Raw genomic sequence first — 23,010 nt, forward strand, 5'->3', positions numbered from 1 at the left:
AATGCCGACAGGTCATATATAGTCGGAGCGACGGCGCCCGCGACTCGGGAGAGGGGTGCCGGCGCGTCGTGCCGTTCACGGCCTATCGCCGGACCAGCTTCGAGCTTTGCCGGCACGCGCACGCTGCAGAGTCTCTCTCGGTAGCTCGCCGTAACGTTGCCGATACAGCCGCGAGAACTCGCCGAGATGGCTGAAGCCGGTCGCGACGGCGATTCCCGTAACGGTCGCCTCCGGGTCCGCCTGCTCCAGCCGGTCTCGCGCAAGCGCCAGGCGGTGGTCGCGCACATACTGCACGATGGTCTTGTCGAACTCACTTCGGAAGCGGAACTGCAGCGTCCGCAAAGACACACCAGCGTAACGTGCTAGAGCGGCGAGATCGACATCGCCCTCGGCATGAGCGTGAATGAACTCCATGGCACGAGGCAGCGCGACGCCGCCACGCGAGGGGCCGCGCTGTCGCGAGTGGCGCGCCGCCGCCGCGATGACGCGCGCGAGGCGAAGAACGAGGATCTGCTCGTGCGCGCTCCGGAAGCGGTCGAAGTCGACCAGCGCGGCCGGCTCCTGATCGATGCTGGCGACCAAGTGATGAACGTGCTCGGCGAAAAGCCGCAGTCCGTCGAGGCGCGGATCGCAGCCGAACCGATCGAGCACGGCGCCGATCTCGGCATTGCACTCCAGCAGATCCATCGCCCCGGCGAGGCGCGACCTCGGCATCCGCACCTCGAGGAAATGCCCGGCTCCGGCTTGGCCGTCCAAGCCGCGTGCCGGCATCAGCGCCGCCCGGCCGAAACCGGCGAACTCGCGGGTCCAGCGCCCGCCCTGGATGCAGAACGCGGCCGAGGTCGGCAGCAGCACTCGCACGGCCTCGATCGGCTCCATTCGCGCCAGCACACCGACCGAGGTGACGGCCGAGCCGAGGATGACCGAATCGGAAGCCTTTCCAAACGTGAAGGCCGCAATCTGACCCTTGAAGGCCTCTCGCGCCGCGGGCTCGAATCTGGAGACCTCCGGAGTGAACACGCGCCCGCCCGCGCGATACTCGTCGAAGCTGCTGGATCGGACGATCACGAAGCGGTCGAGCATGCCGTCCCCTCCGTTCGATTTTTCTCTTCTTGCCCGCTCCGGCCGGCCACTGGAAAGGCCGGAGCGAGTCGGGGTGGTTCGTCGGGAGCCAGTCAGCGGCGGCCGCTGTCCTTGCCTCCTGTGAGCATTGTCGCATTCCCGTCGGGCATCATCACGACACCGTCCACGGCGAGGATGCTGGTCATGATGACGGAGCGGAGCCGCGCGCGGGCGCTCGCCATCACGGCCTTCGACTCGGCGATCCGGTTCTGATGATCGTTAGCGTCCGGGAGATCGGCCGCCGCCCGGTCCAGCGCGTCGAGGATCGCCATCAACGGCTGCGTGCAGTCGAGCAGCGAGCCCAGCAGTCGGTGAGCGTCGGTCGGACCGGTCTCGGGAGCGTTCTCGGCCAGCGGCACCTTGGGGAAGTCGACGATGTTCGACATTGGATCACTCCTGTGAGGACGATTCGCGTCATGCCGAACGGACGTTCGCCAGAAACCGGTCGACCTCCAGCTTGAGACGGTTGCTCTCACCGGCCAGCGACTGCGCCGATGACAGCACCTGGGAGGAGGCCGACCCTGTCTCGCCGGCGCCGCGGTTGACCTGCGTGATGTTGCTTGCGACCTCGGTGGTGCCGGCCGCCGCCTGCTGGACGTTCCGGGCGATCTCCGAGGTCGCCGCACCCTGCTCCTCGACGGCGGCCGCGATGGTGGCGGAGATCTCCGAGACACGCGCGATCGTCCCGCCGATCGCCTTGATCGCGACGACCGAAGCCTGGGTGGCCGATTGCATCCCGGCGATCTGGGACGAGATCTCACCCGTGGCCTTGGCGGTTTGGGCCGCCAGCGCCTTCACCTCCTGAGCGACGACGGCAAACCCCTTGCCGGCCTCGCCCGCCCGCGCCGCCTCGATGGTCGCGTTCAGGGCCAGCAGATTGGTCTGCTCGGCGATCGCCGTGATCAGCTTCACGACGTCGCCGATGCGGCCCGCGGCGACCGAGAGGTGGCCGATCTGAGTGTCGGTCTCCTGCGCCTCCCGCACCGCCTCCCCGGCGATCCGGGTCGACTCCTGGACCTGGCGGCTGATCTCGCTGACCGACGCGGCCATCTCGTTGGTGGCGGACGCGACGGACTGGACGTTGGTGGAGGCCTGCTCGGAGGCGGCCGCGACGGTCGCCGAGAGATGCTGCGTGGTCTCCGCCGTACGGGTGAGCGTGCCGGCCGCCGCCTCGAGCTCGGTCGCCGCGGACGACACCGTCTCGACGATTCCGCCGACCGCCCGCTCGAAGCCGTCGGCGAGCCGGACCATCTCGGCCTTTCGCTCGGCGCTCGCGCGCCGGTCCTGCTCGGCCTTCTCCTCGGCCTCGCGCTGCGCCCGCTCGGCCGCCTTGACCTTGAACGCCTCGACGGCCGCCGCCATGGCGCCGACCTCGTCGCCGCGGCCGAGGCCCGGCAGCACCACCGAGAAATCACCTTCGCCGAGCCGCTTCATCGCGGCGACCAGGCCGACCAGCGGTCGCGAGATACCGCGGCCGATCACCACGGCGAGAGCGAGCCCGAGCACCACGGCGGCGATGCCGAGGCCGATCATCAGGACGTTCGTCTGGGCGACGACCTGATGCGTCTCGGACTGGATGTGGGCGAGGCCGGCGCGCTGCGCCTGGCTGTACGCGCCGAGCGCCGTGTTGATGCGGTCGGCGAGCGCGACGAAGGTGCGGTCGAGCAGCGCGTTCAGCTCGGCGGTCTCCTTCACCACCGCCTCGAACGCCTGAGCGTACGCGTGCATCGTCTGGGTCGTCTCGGCCGCGAGGCGGCGGTGCTCGGGATTGCTCAGACGCCGGTCGAGCCCGGCTGCCGCCGTGTCGAACGCGGCAAGGCTGGTGCGGAACCGGGACACCGTCGCCTGATCGGGCTTGCCGAGAAACCGCAGGGCGTCGAGGCGCGCCAGCATCAGGGCCTCGCGCACCAGCGCCGCGGCGGCCACGGCTTCGGCCTCCCCGTCGGCCGTCAGCTTGCGCACCAGCTCGGCCACCGTCGCGCGCGCTTTCGTCCCGAGCGGATCCATGCGCTCGGCGACCGTCTTCTCGCGCGCCGTGCGCAGCGTCACGGCCGTGCCGATCTCCCCGACATACTGGTCGACGAGCGGCCTGACCGCCTGCAGGGCCGCCTTCCGCTCGGCGACGATCAGGGCGTCGGTCAACGCAGCGATGTCCTTCGGCAGGGCAGCCGCCAACTCACGCGCCCGCTCCAACGCCTCGGGGCTGCCCGTCGTCGTGTAGGCCAGCACGTTTCGACGCAAGCCGATGAAGTTGCGCTCGATGGCGAGGCCCGCGACCGTGTTGGTGCTGATCGTCCCGTAAGTGTCGAAGGACTGCCCGATGGAGTTGATGCTGCGCACGGCCAAGAGGGCGAGCGCGACCAGCAGGACCAGGGTGACGCCGAACGCGGCATAGATTCGCGTGCCGATCGGGAGCCGGCTGACCAGGAGGCTCAGGCGGCTCGATTTCGACACCGGGACCGGCGGGCTGGACATGGACATGGCTATGGACATGGGGCCTTGTTCCTCGACGGTGCATCCGCCGGAGCACACGTCGTCTGAGGGCCGCGCACAGGGGTTCACCTGCACCGAGCCGCGTGACGTGTCGCTCCGTTGTGCGGAGGTTTCAGCGAACGATCTGAACTGGACTAGGCACCGACCGGATGATGACTCACGGTCACGGCGATACGCCGTTGTTACTGTTTTGACTGTTTGCGGATTAATTTTTAGTAAAAATTCAAAAGTACTTCAACAAGACAACTCATGTGTTCTTTGCGATACAGTGGGCATGAAGGTTATTCTCGTTTCTTTCTGCGAAAATGAATGTATTCGCTGGATTTCAATTGTCGGATTCGCGCAGGAATGTCGGATTTCCGCGAAGGAGGTATGAAGATCGGGGGCTCTTCGGATGGCAAAAATGAATCGGCCTCGCGCGAAAGCTGCGGCTTTCCGCGTCAGCTTCGTAGAGTCGCCGTTGCACGCCAAGCGTGCGCCACCATTGTTCTGGTCCGCGCAGATAAAGGCGGCGCTGCGTTCTGTCGGGCAAGGAGCCCCCCAGCGACGTAGCGATCCGTGCTGACGAGGGTGCGGCACGCCGAGCTGGTCGCCGGCGACATGCCCCAGTGGTCACCCTCGATCCGCGATGCGCTGTCGCCGGGATGCCGGGGCGGGAGTTCATGGCCCGGCCTGCGCGACCATCAGCTCCGTCGATCCGCGCCGCGTCGACCGGCACCGAGAGGCCGCCGTCGCCGTCCCGGTGCTCGGCCTTCCCTGCTCGCGCTGCGACCCGCACGCGCCGATGTCACGACCAACGATCAGTCCCTCACGCCCGCGAAATTCGCGCCGGCAGGCCTTGGCGGACCGAGGTGCCGGAGACCGGGTCGAGCCAGACCGACAGGTCCTTGCGGGTCGGGTCCGACAGGCCGAGATCGTTGAGGTTGATGCCGGCGCCGAGCGCCTTTCCGTCGGCCTGGCGGTTCCCGCCGATCTGGTGCGACCGCGCCCCGAACTCGGTGTGGCCGAAGCCGTGCTCGACGGCGATCACGCCGCGCATCACGCCCTTGCGAACCAGCGCCGTGCCGACCACCGTGCCGCCCGGCGTCGCGATCCGCACCGTGTCGCCGTTGGCGATGCCGAGCCGCGCCGCGTCGTCGGCGTGCAGGGCGACCGGGTTCTCCGGATGGATGCCGCGCAGCCGGTCGAGCCCGATCGTGTAGGCGCTCATCAGCACCGACTTCTGGCTGATCAGCAGCATCGGCCACTCCGTCTCCGAATAGACGCTCCGCATCGGCGTGCCGTCGCAGAAGCACGGCGGCGTCCATTGCGGCACGCCGGAGTGGCGCTTGCCGGTCATCGAGCTTTTGGCCGTGCCGACCTGCTCGTTGTAGAGCGTCAGGGCCGGCGCGAATTTCTGGGCCATGCGGTCGCCGTCGTAGGCTTGGCCGTAGGGCTGATAGCGCCCGCCGCGCGTGAACACGTGGGCGGCCTTGCGCCACTCCTCGGGCTTCAGCGTCGCCTGCAGGGCCGGCACGTGGCGGCCGAAGCCGGTCAGCGCGACGTCCTCGTCGGTGGCGTCGTTCACGGGCTTCTGGCCGGCGAAGCCGACATTGGCGGCAGCGCGGAAGAACCAGTCGGTCGGCTTGTCGAGCGACAGCAGCGTGCCGAACGAATCCGCCATGGCGTTCGGCCCAAAACCCGGCAGGCCGAGCGTCTTTCCGAGCGCGATGAAGAACGCCTCCATGGAGATCGGCTCGCCGTCGGCCGTCCTCGCGTTTTTGGAGTCGACCACCGGCCAGCGCGCCGTCGAGGTGCGGCTCGGCACCGCGTGCCAGGGCGCCGCGAAGCCCCAGGTCTCGAACAGCAGCGTGTCCGGCAGGATGTAGTCGGCGAAGGCCCCGGTCTCGTTGATGAACGGGTCGATCGAGACGATCAGCGGCAGCCTCTTCGGATCCTTCAGCGCCGTCGCGACCGCGCCCTTCAGGCCCGGGATGCCGTAGATCGGGTTGGCGTTCCAGACGAACAGCGCCTTCAGCGGATACGGATAGCCGTTGAGCGCGCTGGTCAGCCACTCCGACCCGAGCTGCGGCGCGGCAGGATACCACGGCGCCTGTGACGGATACGGCTTGCCGGCGTCCTTCTTGCGCTTGAACTCGCTGGAGCGCTCGTAGGGCACGTTGCGCGACAGCGGTGTGCCCTTCGGCGTCACCCGGCCGGGGAAGTCGTCGAGGTCGTAGCGCGGCCCCTTGCCTTCCGCCGGGAAGGCGCCGCCCGGCACCATCGTGCCGCCCTTCACGTTGATGTTCCCGATCAACGTGTTGAGTGTGACGAGCGCGAAGGCGCTGTAGAAGCCGTTGCCCGCCATGGTGCCGCCATGGGTGTTCACGGCCGCCTTCTTGCCGTGGCTGGTGAACTCCTCGGCGAGTCCCGCCAGCGTCTCGGCCGGGATGCCGCAGACCGCCGCATACTCCTCCAGCGAGAAGCGCCGCGCGCTCTCGGCATAGAGATCGAACGACGAGCGCAGACGAATCGACTTGTCGCCGACCGTGAAGGCGTCGCTCACGAACAGCGCGGCCGGGCCGGCCAGCGCCGCGTGCGGCACGAGTTGCCCGGTCGCCGGATCGACCACGACGAACGGATCCTTGTCGGCGTATTTCTCTCCCTCGATCACCAAACCCAGATCGGACCCGCGCAGCATGAAGCCCTCGCGCGGATGACCCGGCTCGGCGACGACCAGATGCGTCGCGTTGCTCCAGCCGGCCTCGCCGGCGGCGGCCGCCGCCTTGGGGCTCGGCTGCGTCAGGAAGTTTCGGTCGTAGCGCTCGTTGTCGATGATCCAGCGGGCGAGCGCCATGGCGAAGGCGCCGTCGGTCGCCGGCTTGATCGGGATCCAGCGGCCGCGATGCTTGGCCGCGAGGCTGTCCGAGTGGCCGATCACCGGATCGACGACGACGTAGCTCAGCTTGCCGTCGGTGCGGCCTTTGGCGACCATCGCGGCCTGCCGCTTGAACGGATTGCCCGCGTTGGCCGGCGCCGTGCCGCAGAAGATGATGAACTCGCAATTGGCGAAGTCGGGCTTGGCATGCGGCAGCGTCTTGACGTTGCCCATGGCGGCGGCCGAGCCGGAGCGGTAGGAGCCGCCGCAATAGCCGCCGTGGCCGATGAAGTTGAGCGAGCCGAACGCCTTCTGCACGAAGCGCCGGGCGAAGTTCTCACGACCCTCGTTGGTCGACGACAGGAGGCCGACCTGATTGACCTTCGGCCCGAGCTCGGGCGCCTTCGGGTCGATCGGATCGAAGCTGCGCAGCGCGCGCAGGCCGTCGACATGGCCCTCGCCGAACAGGTCGCCGCCCTCCGCGACCTCGCGCACCATCTGCTCGAACGAGATCGGCTGCCAACGCCCCTCGCCGCGCGGGCCGACGCGCTTCAACGGCTGCGTGATGCGATACGGGCTCGTCATCCAGCCGAGCATCGCCGAGCCGCGCCCGCACGTGGTCGAGCGCCCGTCGAGGCCCTTCTCGCCGGCCCGCGACACCGCGACGAAACTGTCCCGGATCGACATGTCGGGGGGCAGCGGCGGATCGGCGGAGAGCGGGTGGAACGGATTTCCGGCGACCCGCAGGACCGCGCCGCTCGTCTTGTCGACGCGCACGCGGACGCCGCAATAGGTCGTGCAGCCCATGCACATCACATAGGAGACCTGCTGGTCCGGGTTCGACGTCAGCTGGCCGGTCGCGGGATCGACCGTGAACTCGGGCTTCAGCGAGGCGCCGTGGATGTCGGCGGCCTTCGCCTTGGGAGCGAGCGAGTCGACGACGCCCTCGACCACCTTGCGGCCGGTCTCGGCATAGCCGGCCGCGAAGGCCCCGAGCCCGCCGACGGCGACGCCGGTCTTCAGAAGGGTTCTGCGGTCCATGGCGGATCTCCTACTCGGCGGGCGCCAGCGCGGCGCGCGACCGTGCAGCGGTGGCGTCGGGCAGCAGCGTGGTGATCAGGACGAAGACGAACAGCCACAGGCCGAGCGAGCCGGCGATGCCGAGCAGGCCGTCATGGCCGAGCGGGAGCTGATAGACGTAGAGGCCGGCGCCGGTCTTCGGCACGGTCTGGCCGCCGATGAACACGGTCCAGCGGAACATCCAGGCGGCGTGCAGGCCGAGCAGGCCGACGAGCCAGGCCCAGCCGGGCGGCCGCAGCCACAGCAGCAGGAGCGGCAGGGCCGTCGCGGCGCCGGCCCACACGGCCGTCACCTGCCAGGCGCGATGGCCGGCGACGCTTTCCAAAGCCCGGGCATGCGTCTCGCTGAGCCCGACGGCGCCGAGGGCATACCAGACGAGACCGAGCGCGATCGTCGAGAGCAGCGCCGCCGTCATCCACCGCGCCGCGACCGCGTCGGCGGCGAGCGTCGCGTCGCCGCGCAGCCGGGCGATCAGCAGCGTCAGGCCGACCGCGCCCGTGAAGGCGGTGGCGGCGAACTGCAGCGGCAGCACCGGCGTGTTCCACAGCGGCCGCGCCTTCACCACCATGGTCTCCATGCCGGTGTAGAGCAGGATCAAGAGCCCGAACACGACAGTCCAGCCAGCGAAGATCTTCGTCAGCCGCGGGCTCGGCGTGCCGCCCATGGCGATCAGCCGGCGCAGGCGCGACACGAGGTCGTCGCCCTGCCCCGCCGCGGCGAGATCGCCACGCAGCGCCGCCCAGGCGTAGGCGAGCAGGCCGGCCACGTAGCACGGGATGAAGAACGCGCCCCACGCCATCCAGGAGCCGAGATTGGGGTTCGCATAGAAGCGCCAAAAGCGGCCGGGCTGGTGGAGGTCGGCGAGCAGCGCGACGGGCGCCACCAGCCCGCAGGCGAGCGCGCCGATCAGCGCGTTCTTGGCGAAGCCGCGCTGGCTCCGCGCGCCCAGCGCGAGGCCGGGCACCGAGACGAGAAAGCCGGCGACCGACAGGCCGACGAGGAAGAAATACTGCACGGCCCAGGGCAGCCAGGTGACGTCGCGCGAGACGTTGACGACTTCGAGGATGGTCATGCGTGCGTCTCCCGGTGCGACGGGTGCCACAAGGTGGGCTCGCCCTCGACCTTGCCGGCGAGCCGGTCGTCGAGGCCGAGATAGAAGACGTGCGGGCGGGTGCCGAGCTCGGGCTTGAGCACCTTCGCCTCACCCTTCGCCACCAGCTTGGCGACCGTGCTGCTCGGGTCGTCGAGATCACCAAAAATGCGGGCGCCGCCGACGCAGGACTCGACGCAGGCCGGCAGCAGCCCCGCCTCTACCCGGTGGGCGCAGAACGTGCACTTGTCGGCCTTCTGGGTGTCGTGATTGACGAAGCGGGCGTCGTAGGGGCAGGCCTGGACGCAGTAGGCGCAGCCGACGCAGGCATTGGCGTCGACCACCACGATGCCGTCCGCCCGCTGCGTGGTGGCGCCGACCGGGCAGACCGGCAGGCAGGGCGCGTCGGCGCAGTGGTTGCAGAGCCGCGGCAGCATCACCATGGCGGCGCGGTCGCCCTCCTGCACCTCGTAGGTCGAGACGATGGTGCGGAATGAATCCTCCGGCACGGCGTTCTCGTGGATGCAGGACACCGTGCAGGACTGGCAGCCGATGCACTTCGCGACATCCACCACCATGGCGAAGCGCGGCGTCCGGCCGGGCGATGCGGCGGCCCCTGCGGCGGTGGCGCCGGCCGCGACCGGTCCGGCAGCCGCGGCCGGCGCGGCGCTCGCGGCCTTGGCCGCGCTCGCCGCACCGACCGTCACGGCGCCGAGGGTTCTGAAGAAATCACGTCTCGTGTCGGCCATGCCGGGCTCCTCCTCGCCGGAGGGCCACGACACGCAAACGCGCGCCCGGCCGCTCCGCGGCATGCCGGAACGCTACGCCGATCCCCAGCCGGCGGTAATTTGGAGATTTCCCCCAAGGACTTAGGGGTTAACCCCTAATGCGTCGGCCGGGATGAATCGGACCCGACGTCCGCTCGTCCCCGCAAGGCGGGGACCCAGGGGCGGCACGACGTGTGATTCTGGATCCCCGCCTTCGCGGGGATGAGCGGAGTATGGGTCGGCCTAGGCAGATGTCCGGTTTACGTCTGCGCGGCGCCTGCCAGCGTCAGCATCCGGGCGAGGTCGGCGCCCGTGGTCGCCGCCATCTTCTCCATCGCGTTGTGGCGGTGGATCTCGACGGTCTTCAGGCTGATGCCGAGCGCGTGAGCGATCGCCTTGTTCTGCTTGCCGGCGGCGACGAGGTCGGCGACCTCGCGCTCGCGCGCCGTGAGCTTCTCGACACGCGCCCGGATGGCGCCGATTTCTCGCGCGGCGGCGAGCTTCGTCTCGGCGAGCCGCAGCGCCTGGTGGATGCGCTCGATCAGCACCTGGTTGTTGAGCGGCTTCTCGATGAAGTCGAGCGCGCCGGTGCGCATCGCCCGCACCGCCATCGGCACGTCGCCGTGGCCCGTGATGATCACGACCGGCATGACGGCGCCGCGGCGCAGCAGCTCCTCGTGCAGCTCGAGCCCGCTCATCCCGGGCATCCGCACGTCGGCGACCAGGCAGGCGACACGATCGGGATCGTAGCCGGCCAGGAATGCCGCGGCGGAGGAGAACGCCTCGACGGCGAGGCCGAGCGGCTCCAGCAGGAAGACGAGCGAATCCCGCATCGCGTCGTCGTCGTCGACCACGTAGACGACCGGCGGCCTCGTCCCGTCCGCGCTCATGCACTCGCCCCGCGCAACAGGTCATTCCGGGGCGCGGACCGGCGGGTCCGCGAACCCGGAATCCAGTCGCGCACGCCGGACTCGTGGCTGGATTCCGGGTCCGGCGCTCCGCGCCGTCCCGAAATGACCGGTCCTGTGATCGCGCTCATGTGTTCTCCCCCGACGGTTTCGTCTCCCCGCAGACCGCGCCGTCCGCGGCCGGCAGCCACAGCCGCATCACGGTGCCGCCGCCGTCGCGGTCGACCGCCTGCAGGCGGCCACGATGCTCCTCGACGATCGAATGGCACAGCGCGAGGCCGAGGCCGAGGCCGGCCGGCTTGGTGGTGAAGAACGGCTCGAACAGCCGCGCCTTCACCTCGTCCGACATCCCCTCGCCGCGGTCCGCGACCGCGACGCAGGCGCCGCCGTCGCAGGCGAGCGTCTCGACCCGCACGGTCCACGGCCCGGGGCCGCGGCCGACCGAGGCGTCGGCGGCGTTCTGCAGGAGGTTGAGGATCACCTGCTGCAGCTGGATGCGATCGCCGCAAACGAGCGGCAGACTTTTCGCCGGCGCCGTCTCCAACACCACGCCGCTGCGCCGCGCCGGGCCTTGAAAGAACTCCAGCGCCTCGGCCACCACCTCGTTCAGGTCGAGCGGCGCGTGCACGGGCTCGCGCTTGCGCACGAAGGCGCGCATGCGCTGGATCACCTGGGCGGCGCGCTCGGCCTGCTGGCGGATCAGCCGGGTCGCCTGCACCAGCGCGCCGGTGTCGACCGGCGTGCCGGCCGGCGCCTGACGCAGCCGCAGCTCGCAGCCGTCGGCGTAGTTGGCGATGGCGGCGAGCGGCTGGTTCAGCTCGTGCGCCATGCCGCCCGCCATCTCGCCCAGGATCGACAGCCGCGCCGCGTGGTCGAGCTCCTTCCTGTGCAGCGCCTCGCGCTCCTCGATGCGGCGGCGATGATCGATCTCGCGGACGAGGTCGGCGTTGACGGTGGCGAGCTCGGCGGTGCGCCGGCGCACCAGCCGCTCGACCCGCAGCGCATGCACGGCCCAGGCGCCGAGCGCGATGCCGAAGATCGCCAGCACCTGCCAATAGCGCGTCAAAAGCTCGCGCGCCGTGACGTGGCGCAGCGCCTCGTAAGGGCCGATCTTCAGATCCCGGAACGCCTCGTGGACCGGCTGGTAGTCGAGCGGCACGGTCCAGCCCGGCACGCCGGCGGGCGGCTGGAAGGTCAGCAGCGCGGTGGCGACCCGCTTCGCGTCGGCGGCCGAGGTGGCGCGCAGCTTGGCGATCGGCCAGTCGGGATAGACGCGGCTCGACACCACGCAGGTCGTGCCGGGGTTTTCACGCGGCGCCACGACGCGCAGAGCCCCCGGCGCAAACGCGCCTTCGGCCTCCTGCTGCTCCAGCAGGCAGCCGCGCAGAATGCCGGCGTCGACCCGGTTGGACAGCACGGCGTCGATCACCCGGGTCATCGGGAAGCCGACCGTGTCGAGCCCGGCGAGATCGCGGAACGGATCGATCCCGGCCGCGGCGAGCTCCCGCCACGCCGCCTGGAAGCCGCCGAACGCCGTCGGCCCGACGATGGCGACGCGCTTGCCGGCGAGGTCGGTGAGGCTCTTCAGGTCGGTGCGGTCGCGCCGCACGACGATCGCCGAGGCGACCGGCAGGCCGGAGTCCAGCGTCGCGATGCGGCTGATGCCGTGCGCCACCTCCAGCTCGACGTAATGGCCCGGATTGGTGATCACGTAGTCGACGGCGCCGTCCGCCACGGCGCGGTCGAGCCCGGCGTGGTCGTAGGGCACGATCACCACGGTGCTGCCCGGCAGGCCGGCCTCGACGGCGCGCGCGGTCGGCCCCCACTCCTCCAGGCTGTGCTCTGCCCCGAGGAACGCCAGCACGCCGATCCGGATCGTCTCGGCACGCGCCGACGCGCCCGCGAGCGCCGCCAGCACGGCGCCGAGCAGAAGGGCGATGACGGGGCGGAAGGACGCCCTGCGGCCGCCGGACGGGCGCAGGGCACGGCGGACCAGGCACATGGTCTGCCGATGTGACCGGTTCCGTCCGGGATTTCAATCCGAACGACGCCGGAGGCCTGCGGGCCGCGCTACTGCAGCCGCACCAGCACGCTGTCGGTGGCGCCGCGCGTGTCGGTGACGGTGAGGCGGACGAAGCCGGGGCCGTCGGGCGTCACGGTCGCGGTCTTGCGGTCGCGCAGCGTCGCCCGCGGCAGGCCGTCGACCATGACGGTGACGGGCCCGGAGCCGCCGGCGATCTTCACCGGCAGCGAGGCCACCTCGCCGGCCTCGGCGGCGAGTTCCACACGCGCGCCGTTCGGCGGGAACACGATCTTCAACGGCGGCTCGGCGCCGGCGCTCGGCAGCGAGCCGGGACGGAACCGCTGAAGCGGCAGCGGCAGCTTGCCCGTGGAGGCGAACAGGGCGCCGCGTGGCGCCGGCGGCAGCGCCGCGATGGGTTTCCCCAGCCGGGCGAAGGCGTCGAACAGGATCGGCGCCGCGGTGCCGCGGCCGATCATCCCGGGGACCGGCGCGCCGTCCGGCCGGCCGACCCAGACCCCGATGGTGCGCTTGCCGTCGAAGCCCACCGCCCAGGCGTCGCGATAGCCGTAGGACGTGCCGGTCTTGAAGGCGATCCTGCCGCCGGCGGCGTTCTCGGGCGGCGGCGCGCCGATCAGGACGTTGCCGACATACCAGGCGGCGACCGGGTCGAGCAGGCGCAGCGTCTGCTCGGGTGGCGGCGCCGGCACGAGGCCGGTGTCGTCGAGCCGCTCGGTGAGCGGGATCGAGGTGCCGAGCCGGGCCAGCCCACCATAGAGCCGGACGAGGTCGGCGAGCGTGACGCCGGTGCCGCCGAGCCCCATCGCGAGGCCGGGCGCCTCGCCGGGCGGCAGCACGAGGCGACCGCCGGCCTGGGCGATGCGGGCGGCGAAGCGGTTCGGCCCGACCTTTTCCAGCACCTGCACGGCCGGAACATTCAACGAGAGCTGCAGCGCTTTGCGGGCCGTGACCGTGCCCTGATAGGTCAGGTCGAAATTCTCGGGCGCATAGACGCCGTAGCGGACCGGACGGTCGTCGAGCAGCGTCTCGGGGTGGACGAAGCCGTCCTCGAAGCCGAGGCCGAAGATGAACGGCTTCAGGGTCGACCCGGGCGAGCGCACCGCCAGCGTCATGTCGACCTGGCCGGCGCGCCGCGCGTCGGCCCAGTCGGCCGAGCCGACCCGGGCCAGCACCTCGCCGGTCGCGTGCTCGACGGCGAGGATCGCGATCGAGATGTCGGGACCGAGGGCGGTCGCCCGGTCCTTCGCGAGCGCTTCGAGCACGACCTGAAGCGGCGCCTCCAAGCTGGTGCGATGCAAGCGCTTTTCCGGCGCCGCGCCGACCAGTCGGTCGGCCGTGTGCGGGGCCAGCATCGGCATCGGCCGTCGCCCTGTCGGCACCGGCTCGGCCTTGGCGCGCTCGATCTCGCCCGGCTCGACGACACCGGCCGCCGCCATGCGGTCGAGCACCCGGTCGCGCGCTCTTCGCGCGACGTCCGGGAAGCGATCCGGCCGGCGCGCCTCCGGCGACTGCGGCAGCGCCACCAGGAGCGCCGCCTCGCCGAGCGTCAGCCGTCGCGGCTCCTTGCCGAGCCAGGCGAGCGACGCCGCCCGGATGCCCTCCAGGTTCCCGCCGTAGGGCGCCAGCGAGAGATAGAGGCCGAGAATCTGGTCCTTGGTCAGCGCCCGCTCGAGCTGCACGGCCCGCACGATCTGCCGGAGCTTCGTGGTGAGCGACCGCTCGCCGCGCGGCTCCAGCAGCCGAGCCACCTGCATGGTCAGGGTCGAGCCGCCCGAGACGATCCGGCCGTTGCGGCCGAGCTGCACGGCGGCGCGCCCGAGCGCGACCGGGTCGACGCCGGCATGCTCGGCGAAGCGCCGGTCCTCGTAGGCGAACAAGAGCTCGAAGAAGCGCGGGTCGACCGTGTCCCGCGCCGCCTGCAGCCGCCACCGCCCGTCGGGCGTCGCATAGGGGCGAAGGATGCGCCCCTCGCGGTCGGCCACCACGGTCGACCAGGCGAGATCTTTTCCCAGCGGCGGCGGGCCGAGGGAGTTCACCCACAGCGCGGAGGAGCCGAGGCCGAGGAGGACGGCGGCGGCAGCGAAGGCGATCTTCGCCCGACGCCGGCCCCGCCCTCGGTCATTCCGGGGCGCGGACCGAGAGGTCCGCGAGCCCGGAATCCATACGCCCTGCACCAGTGGCTCACGACAGACAGGGGTTATGGGTTCCGGGCTCGGCCCTTCGGGCCGCCCCGGAACGACGGAGGTCTGGTCTTCGCTCATCGATCGCTACTGCCGCGACACGCTCACCTCGACCGTGCCGGTGCCGGTGCGGCCGAAGCGGTCGGGGCGGTACATGTCCTCGACATAGGCCTGCGGCAGCACGTAACGGCCCGGCGACACGGCCCGCACCACGTAAGCCACCGTGAACACGGCCGGCGACTTGCCGTTGCGGGTGAAGGCCGCCGAGAAGCGGTCGTCGCGGAACTCGGCCTTCTCGGGCTCGGCGGCGTCCTGGATCCAGTCGAGCGTCCCGGTCTCGCCCGAGGAGACGAGCCTGGGGTTGTCGATCTCGAACCCGGCCGGCAGCGGGTCGACGACCAGCACGCGGCCGTATTGCGGCTGCGGCTCGGTGATCTTCAAGACCACGGCGAACCGCTGGTTCTGCCGCGCCTTCGAGGCGTCGACCTTCTCGCCGTCGAGCGTGAAGTAGGTCCGCTCGATCTTGAAGCCCTTGTCGGCGGCGGGCTCCGGCACCAGCGGCGCGCCGGAGACCGACACCACGGCCTGCACGGGCGCGTCGCCCGTGTTGGTGACGCGCAACGGCGTCGTGAGCTCGGCCGGCCGGAAGGCGCGGTAGAGCGGGCTCTTGCGCGCCGCGCCCGCGACCTCGATCGACAGCGGCACCGACTTCGACAGCGCGCGCGCCGCCAGCACCATCCAGGCGTTCTCCTGCGTGGAGGTGTAGAAGGCCCGCGCCCGCGCCTCCTCGACGCCCTTGAGGGCCGCCGGCAGCAGGCTCGCGGCGGCGTTGCTTTCCGCGGCGAGGGCCGTCACGGCGGCGGCATCGCGCAGCGAGGAGCCGAAGTCGGGCCGGCCGAACTCCAGGACTTTCGGCGGCTCGATCGCCTGCACGGCGGCCGCGAACACCCGCTCGGCCCGGACACGGTCGCCCAGCATGGCGAGCGCCGCGCCGATCTGCGCCTTGGCGGTCGGGGTCGAAAACTCGCCGAGCTTGGTGTCGGCGATGTAGCGGAGATCGCCGACCGGCGCCTCGCCGTTGCGGGCGAGGACGTAGAGCGCATAGGGCAGATCGCGCGCCCCCTCCTTGCCGGGCTCCGGCGCGTTGACGACGTAGTTCTTCAACCGCTCGAGGGCGAGCTTGAAGGCCGTGTCCGGCACCACGAAGCCGCGCTCGCGCGCCCGCGTGAGGAAGTCGCTCACATAGGCGTCGAGCCAGACGTCGTTGCCGCCGACGCCCCACAGGCCGAACGAGCCGGAGGAGTCCTGCCGGGCCAGCAGCCGGTCGATCGAGTCGCGGATGCGCTGGTCGGCGTCCTGGTCGAGCGCCAGATGCGCCTCCACGGACATTTCATTCACGTAGAGGAGCGGCAGCGCCCGGCTCGTGATCTGCTCGGAGCAGCCGAACGGGTAGCGGTCGAGCGCCTTCAGGAGCGTCGCCGCGTCGAGCGCCGTCGACGGACCGACCGAGAGGGCGAGCCCGCCGGTGCCCGGGACGAGATCGCCGAACAGGTCGGCACCGAGCGACAGGCTCTCCCCCTTGGCGATCGTGCGCACCGTGCGGCGCGTGGCGATCTGGGTCGCCGGCTTCACGGCGAGCGGATAGGTCCGCTCCAGCGCGAAGCTGTCCGGCCCGGTCACGGCGATCTTGACGATCGCGGTGCCGGCCGCCGTCGCCGTGATGGGCAGCGACAGCGAGGCGCGCTGCTTGGCCGCCATCCGCACGCTCTGCGGACCGGTGCCCTGCCCGGCCTGCCCGCCGATCTGGGCCGGCCCCTCGACCGAGGCGGCGACCCGGTAGTCGCCGGCTCGGCCCTCGACATTGTCGAGCTCGAGCTGGACGGTCGAGCGGTCGCCGGTGAGCAGGAAGCGGGGCAGCGTCGCGGTGAGCACGACGGGGTCGCGCACCGTCACGTCGGCGTTGGCGCGGCCGACCTTGCCGGCCGACCAGGCGACCGCCATCACCCGCACGGTGCCGGCGAAGGCCGGAATGTCGAACGTCACCTCGGCCTTGCCGTCCGGCCCGACCGGCACGACGCCGGAGAACAGGGCGACGGGCGGCTGAGTGGGCGGCGAGCCCGACAGCTCGGCCGCGCCGCCGTCGCCGCCGGAGCGGATCGCCCCGACCGTCCCCTGCATGCCGTCGATCAGATGGCCATAGAGGTCGCGCAGATCGGCGGAGAGCCGGCGCTGGCCGAGATAGTGCTCGTCGGGCGCCGGCGGCTTGTAGCCGGTGAGGTTGAGGATGCCGACATCGACGGCCGCGACCGTGATGCGCGCCTCCTGCCCCGCTTGGCCGGCGCCGCCGGCGAGCCCAGCGATGGTGACCGGCACGCGCAGCGTCGTGTTGGGACGCATCAGTTGAGGCGTCGCGAGCGACACCTGCAGGGTCTTCGCCGCGCGGTCGACCGCGAGCCACTGCACCCCGATGGCGCGGCCCGGCATGCGCTTGGCCTGCGCATCGAGCGGCCGCAGATGGGTCGCGACCACATAGGCCCCCGTGCCCCAGTCGGAGCCCACCGGCAGACGGATCTGGCTCGTGCCCTGCGGCACCTCCTGGGTGACGCTGGTGATCAGCCGGTCGCCGATCACCGAGAGACGGACCCGGCCGGCGGAGCGGGCCGTCACCGACACGGTGAGCGTGTCGCCGGCCTTCACCTCGGGCTTGTCGAGGGCGATCTCCAGGAGGTCCGGCGTGTCGGCCGAGGCTTCCGCGAAGAAGCCGGCGTCGAACGAGATCGACGTGGTCGGCCCGTCCGGATCGCTGGAGGAGACATCGAGCCGGTAGCGGCCCCACTGGACCGGCGCGGCGATGCGGCCGGGCTGGCCGGGCGCGACGTCGAGCGTGCCGTCGGCGACCCGCTTGGTCGACTTCACCGCCTCGTAGCTCCAGGCGCCGTCGGCCCGGTACCACTGATAGCGCGTGTCGACCTTCAGGAGCTCGTATTTCAGGCCGCGGCGCGCCAACGCCTGGCCGTCCGGCGCGACCACGACGACGTCGAAGGTCGCGGTCTCGCCCTCGCCGAGCGAGCGGCCGGAGAACAACGGCTTCACGCCGATCATCGGCCCCTCGGGCACGACCGGCAGGGTGATCTTGCGCTCGACCGCACGGCCGCCGGTCTCCGCCATGCGGACGACGACCTGCGCCTCCAGCGGCCGGCTGGTCTCCGGCAGTTTTTCCAATGTCACCGGGACGGTGGCGCGGCCCTTCTCGTCGGTCGCCGGGAGGTCGTCGAGGGTGATGCGGCTCGACTCGGCGTCGGCCTCCGCCTCGTCGTCGACGGTGCCGAACTGATAGCCCGGGAAGCCGGCGCGCTCCTTGGCCTCCTTCAGCGTCACCTCACCGGACAGCTCCAGATTCGAGGCTGGGGCGCCGTAGAGGAAGCGGCCGTCGACCGCGATCTCCACGGGCGTGCCCTTGGTGATGCCGGTCGCCTTGGTCGACAAATCGAACTCGATGCGGTCGGGGACGTAGTCCTCGACCATGAAGGTCGTCTCGCCGACCGGCGGACGCTTCGGATCCGTGTAGGCCTTGAGCCGCCAGGTGCCGGTCGGCGCCGTGGAGACGATCGGCAGGTCGTAGGCGCGGCCGCCGAGGCCCTGGTCGGCGACCACGGCGCGGCGATGCTCGACGCCGTCCGGCCGCTCGAAGACGAGGGTCAGGGGAACGCCCGCAGCCGCGACGCCGAGGCCATCGCGCAAGAGCGCCGTGACGTGCACGGTCTCGCCGGTGCGATAGACGCCGCGCTCGGTGACCACGAAGGCGTCGAGGCCGGTCGGGGCCGCCCTGCCCTTCACGCCGCGGTCGGAGAGATCGAAGGCCGGCGCCTTGAGGCTGAGAAAGCCGTAGTCGCGGCCGGTGTCGTTGACGCCGACGATCATCACGGGCGCGGAGCCGCCCTCGCCCCGCGTAAGCCCCGCCTCGAAGACGGCATGGCCGTCGGCGTCGGTCTTGCGGACCGCCAGCACCTCGTTGTTGCGGGCGACGAGCCGCACCTCGGTCTGCGGCTTGGGCTGGGCGGTCGCCAGCGAGTTGACGAAGACGTGGATGCCGTCGCCGCCCGACATGGCGGAGAGGCCGAGGTCGGACACCACGAACCACTGCGTCGCGAGCGCGGTCCAGTCGTCGTCGCCGCGCGGTCCCTTGGCCTCGGCCGACATCACGTAGACGCCGGGCTTGAGATCGCCGACCGCCTGGGTGACCGGGAAGGCCGTCGTCACCTCGGCATTGAGGGGCGACTGCACGGCGAGCTCGCCCGACCACACCTTCGCGCCCTTGGTCTCGGCGATGCGCTCCAGCTCGTAGCGGTCGAGATTGCGTTCCAGATCCTCAGCCGCAACCGGGTCGACCAGGTTCCGGTCGCCGATCCGGTAGACGTTGATGCTCACCGCCGAGGTGTTGACGGTGACGACCGGGATGCCCTGCTGGCCGGTGCGCGGCAGCACATAGGCCTTGCCGGAGAATCGCACGAAGGGCTTGCGGTCGCGGACGTAAAGATTGAATTCGGACGCCTTCTGCAGCGTCTCCTTGACCGTCGACGGCAGGCCGGGCCGGATCGTGACGGCATAGCGCTCGCCGTGCTTGAGGCCCTCGACGCACAGCGCGCGGTCGTCGGCCGCGACGGCCGGCTTGTCGAGCCCGGCGACCGAGACGAAGGGCGAGAGATCCGTTCGCGGACCGGGCAGCGCCTCGGAGAACTGGAAGCAGGCGCGCGGCGAGGCCGTGTCGGCGTCGACCGAGTAGTCGAGCAGGCGGAAGCCGTGGTCGGTGCGCAGCGTCTCGTAGCGGGCGCGGACGTCGGCGACCTCCTTCAGCTCCAGCGACAGCCGCAGCGCGTCGAGCGCCGGGCGCCACACGCGGCGGTCCGCATAGGCGCGGCCGACCAGCACCAGGGCGTCGGCCTCCTCGGCCGGCGTTCCGGCGCGCTGATAGGCGATGTAGGCGGCGGTGGCGCCGCGCTCCCACAGGGTGTTCTGCTCGCGGCTGTCCGCCCCCTTCACCTGCAGGATGGCGCGCGACAGGCGCAGCCAGTTGGAGGCGACGTCCGGCGCAGCCGTGACGAGCAGGCCCAGCACGGTGAGCGCCGTGCGGGTGTCGTTGCGGGCGAGCGCCGCCTCGGCGTCGCGGCGGAGCTGGTCGGGCGATTTCGTGACGTTCCCGGCGTCCTTCTTGATCTGCGCCTCGAGGCGCAGCGCGCCGTCGGCGAGCTCGTCGCGCTGGAACGCCTTCTCGGCGGCAGCGGCGGGCGCCACTCCGGCAGAAGCGAGAAGGACCGGAAGCAGAAGCAGCGCGGCCATCGCGGCAGCGCGGAGACGGGCGAGCATCGAAGCGACCTCCCTGGCGCGCCGGCGCAAAACGCGCAACGTTGCGCATCCCCCGGACCGCAAGGCCGGGTCCGACACGCCACCGGTCCGCGACAATCGTGACCGGCGCATGGCGGTATTCGTGGCGGTATCGAACACGTGATCGGCGGCGCACACGCCCCGCCACCGGCTTGGTGTTTCGGGGACGGCGAAAGGTTCGAGAGGCGGATCACGGGGGGACAAACAACCTCCCTTTTCCGTACGGACCGAAGGCGCGATGTCACAGTCACCTCCCGATCACATTGCGGCGAGCAAACCGATCAGCCGTCACATCCCTCGAAATCTCCGTTGCAACAGTCCATTCGCGGTGCGAATTTCTACCTCTACGAGCAGCGCAACGAGGACGCACTCGATGACGACATCGTCGGCTTTTATAAGCTACCATCACGACGACAAGATCATCGGCGAGTGCCTTTATGATCAACTTGTCTTCCTGGCAAAACAAGGGTTGGGGCGCCCCAATCTCGACTGCTTTCTCGACGTCAGGGACATCCCTCCTGCCGAAGACTGGAAACCGATCATAGACACCAATCTCGGTGACAAAGATTGGCTGATCGTTATCTTCACCGGCGAACAAAGCGTTTATTGCGGTTACGAAATTGGGACATTCTCGCAACTCCATGCCAAGTCGGAAAATCGATGGATCATGGGACTTTTCGATGTGCCCGTCAGGACGCTACCGATAATTCTCCAATCCTATCAGAACACCGCCGTTCCTTCGATCGGCGCGACGCAAGATCCGATAAAAGTTTTCGTATCCACCGACGAGCTGAACAATTGGTACGAAAGTAGTATAGGGCTTTTCTTAAGAAAATTCTGTGACTATCGAGGTCTTTATACAGTTGCGCACGAAGGCCAAAATCCGGGCGTTTTCACCGCAAATATCGCCGTCGCCGCGAAACGCATTGCAAACGCCTTCGCAATTGCCCGCGGGACGGATCTGAAGTCTGAGACGTCAAGCCAGATCAGCTTCGAATTGACGGTGAGGAACACGGGAAGCGATACTTTCGACACGATACCCGGCTCATCATCAGTGTTGGGAACGTCGATGTTCTTCCACGTCCTCGGCCTGGTGCTTCCATTCGACCCCAACCAAGCCCCGAACACGACCTGGGAAGAACTCGGCCGCATGCTCGACCGCGGGGGCACCAAAAAGATCCCCTGGATGCACAAGGTCGAAGCCGACGTAGTCCGAGCCGCCAACAATCAGACCGTCGCAGGAGACGACGTCACTTTTCGCTCGATCCAGAGCGGAAAAGTATATCGCCCGGTGCTGGTACGGCACCAGCTTTATATGAACGGAGATCGCAAGTTCTACCTGATTATGTCGGAAACGCTGGATCGTCGCTTTGTCGGATCGCCGCGTTCGTCGCTGCTGCTGACCGCGCTAATTCAGGCTTCGCGGTGGAGGTTCACCTATTTCGAGAACTGGAACGAAACAGTGACGCGCCTCTTCGGCGAACAACTCTCGATCACCGTCTTGGGCGACAACTGCAAGCAACTCTTCTATAATATCGAGTGGATTGAAAACGAGGGGGCTGAACTTGGAACGGGCGATCTCAGAGCAATGATCGACGTCTTTGGAACCGACAACCGTGCTCGGGTCGAGCGGTTCTTCTCCGATTGGGAATCTGCCAAGAAAAGTCTCTTCGCCGGGCTTCCCGGAGGAATCGGAATACAGGTGACACTGGAAAATCGAGACTCCGTTCGTGAAACCGTGATCCAGTTTCTCAAATCGGTGAAACAGCAGAATGCGGACTTTCTCCAGTTGGCTCTCGATGCCTACAGTGAGGAGATCATCAGCGATCTTGGGGCTGAGCGCGCGACGAGCGTCGGTGCCGAGCCGAGGTCGAGCCATGAGGTACAAGGCCTTGCCGGGCAATGAGGCACCGCTTTGCCGCAGCCACGGAGTGCCAAGTGGCTCCCAAAGTTGATGATGCTAAATTGCTATCAAATCGAATTGCGATTGGATGGGCATCCCTCACCCCGGGTCCGCATGAAAATGCAAACCCGGGGCACGTCTCGCGTCGAAGCGCTGTACGGCGCAGCCGCGCTCACGCCAGCGTGTAGCTGGTCTTCACCGTGGTGTAGAACTCGACCGCGTAGTGTCCCTGCTCGCGCGGGCCGTAGCTCGAGCCCTTCCGGCCGCCGAACGGGACGTGATAGTCGACACCCGCGGTCGGCAGGTTGACGTTGACCATGCCGGCGTCGGAGTTGCGCTTGAAGTGGGTCGCGTGCTTGAGGCTCGTCGTGCAGATGCCGGACGACAGGCCGAACGTGGTGTCGTTCGCCACCGCCAGCGCCTCGTCGTAGTCCTTCACGCGCAGCACCGCGGCGACGGGGCCGAAGATCTCCTCGCGAACGATCTGCATGTCGGACGCGCACTCGGTGAACAGCGCCGGCTGCAGATAGAAGCCCTGCTTGTCGCGGTTGAGCCGCTCGCCGCCCCAGACCAGCTTGGCGCCCTCCTTCTGGCCGATCGCGATGTAGCGCAGATCCTGGTCGAGCTGGTTCTGGTCGACGACGGGGCCGATATTGGTGCCGGGCTTCAGCGCATCGTCGACGACGAGCTGCTTCAGGCGCGTCACCAGGCCCTCGACGAAGCGGTCGTGGATGCCCTCGGTGACGACCAGGCGGGTGCTCGCGGTGCAGCGCTGGCCGGTCTGGTAGAAGGCGCCGTTCGCCGCGCATTCCACCGCCACGGCCAGATCGGCGTCGTCCAGCACGACGAGCGGGCTCTTGCCGCCCATCTCCATCTGCACCTTCTTCATCACCGGCGCCGTGACGGCGGCCTGGGCGATCTTGCGTCCGGTGCCGACCGAGCCCGTGAACGAGATCGCGGCGACGTCGTCGTGGTTCAGCAGGACGTCGCCGATCTCCGAGCCGCGTCCCATCACCAGGTTGAACACGCCCTTCGGGATGCCGGCGCGAGCGATGATGTCGGCGAGCGCCCAGGCGGAGCCCGGCACCAGGTCGGCCGGCTTGATCACGACGCAGTTGCCGTAGGCGAGCGCCGGCGCGATCTTCCAGGCCGGAATGGCGATCGGGAAGTTCCACGGCGTGATCAGG

Annotated in this window: 12 protein-coding genes; 1 reads left to right on the forward strand and 11 read right to left on the reverse strand. The window is 69.6% G+C overall.

What is annotated here, in order from left to right:
* Positions 1 to 75: 75 nt before the first annotated feature.
* From ABTU92_RS18770 to ABTU92_RS18815, 10 genes are all read right to left on the reverse strand, one after another.
* Positions 76 to 1,083, reverse strand: coding sequence for a helix-turn-helix domain-containing protein (locus tag ABTU92_RS18770; protein WP_408093158.1), 1,008 nt, complete (start codon positions 1,081 to 1,083; stop codon positions 76 to 78).
* 92 nt (positions 1,084 to 1,175) lie between these two features.
* A complete protein-coding gene (locus tag ABTU92_RS18775) occupies positions 1,176 to 1,508 on the reverse strand; it encodes a hypothetical protein (RefSeq protein ID WP_408093159.1) in 333 nt (110 codons plus the stop codon).
* A gap of 28 nt (positions 1,509 to 1,536) precedes the next feature.
* A complete protein-coding gene (locus ABTU92_RS18780; protein WP_408093160.1) occupies positions 1,537 to 3,615 on the reverse strand; it encodes a methyl-accepting chemotaxis protein in 2,079 nt (692 codons plus the stop codon).
* 808 nt (positions 3,616 to 4,423) lie between these two features.
* Positions 4,424 to 7,513: a molybdopterin dinucleotide binding domain-containing protein gene (locus tag ABTU92_RS18785; RefSeq protein WP_408093161.1), complete on the reverse strand. Its 3,090-nt coding sequence runs from the start codon at positions 7,511 to 7,513 to the stop codon at positions 4,424 to 4,426.
* A 10-nt stretch (positions 7,514 to 7,523) separates the two neighbouring features.
* Positions 7,524 to 8,624: an NrfD/PsrC family molybdoenzyme membrane anchor subunit gene (gene nrfD, locus ABTU92_RS18790; RefSeq protein ID WP_408093162.1), complete on the reverse strand. Its 1,101-nt coding sequence runs from the start codon at positions 8,622 to 8,624 to the stop codon at positions 7,524 to 7,526.
* The gene (gene dsrO / locus ABTU92_RS18795) at positions 8,621 to 9,391 is read right to left on the reverse strand and encodes a sulfate reduction electron transfer complex DsrMKJOP subunit DsrO (RefSeq protein ID WP_408093163.1); all 771 of its coding nucleotides are present in this window, start codon (positions 9,389 to 9,391) and stop codon (positions 8,621 to 8,623) included. Before dsrO ends, nrfD begins: the two co-directional genes overlap by 4 nt.
* Before the next feature lie 278 nt (positions 9,392 to 9,669).
* Positions 9,670 to 10,299 carry a response regulator transcription factor gene (locus ABTU92_RS18800; protein ID WP_408093164.1) on the reverse strand — a complete coding sequence of 210 codons (630 nt, stop codon included), beginning with the start codon at positions 10,297 to 10,299 and terminating at the stop codon, positions 9,670 to 9,672.
* A gap of 145 nt (positions 10,300 to 10,444) precedes the next feature.
* Complete coding sequence (locus tag ABTU92_RS18805) at positions 10,445 to 12,319, reverse strand: PhnD/SsuA/transferrin family substrate-binding protein (protein ID WP_408093165.1); 1,875 nt, start codon at positions 12,317 to 12,319, stop codon at positions 10,445 to 10,447.
* Positions 12,320 to 12,387: 68 nt separating this feature from the next.
* Positions 12,388 to 14,619 carry a penicillin-binding protein 1C gene (gene pbpC / locus ABTU92_RS18810; RefSeq protein ID WP_408093166.1) on the reverse strand — a complete coding sequence of 744 codons (2,232 nt, stop codon included), beginning with the start codon at positions 14,617 to 14,619 and terminating at the stop codon, positions 12,388 to 12,390.
* Positions 14,620 to 14,625: 6 nt separating this feature from the next.
* A complete protein-coding gene (locus ABTU92_RS18815) occupies positions 14,626 to 19,902 on the reverse strand; it encodes an alpha-2-macroglobulin family protein (protein WP_408093167.1) in 5,277 nt (1,758 codons plus the stop codon).
* A 391-nt stretch (positions 19,903 to 20,293) separates the two neighbouring features.
* On the opposite strand from ABTU92_RS18815, the gene ABTU92_RS18820 reads away from it, so the two are divergent.
* The gene (locus ABTU92_RS18820) at positions 20,294 to 21,826 is read left to right on the forward strand and encodes a toll/interleukin-1 receptor domain-containing protein (protein ID WP_408093168.1); all 1,533 of its coding nucleotides are present in this window, start codon (positions 20,294 to 20,296) and stop codon (positions 21,824 to 21,826) included.
* Positions 21,827 to 21,995: 169 nt separating this feature from the next.
* Here the strand turns inward: ABTU92_RS18820 and ABTU92_RS18825 are convergent.
* The coding region (locus tag ABTU92_RS18825; RefSeq protein ID WP_408093169.1) for an aldehyde dehydrogenase family protein at positions 21,996 to 23,010 on the reverse strand (1,015 nt) is incomplete at its 5' end.

It is taken from the genome of Rhodoplanes sp. SY1 (genome assembly GCF_046000175.1).
Lineage (GTDB): Bacteria > Pseudomonadota > Alphaproteobacteria > Rhizobiales > Xanthobacteraceae > Rhodoplanes.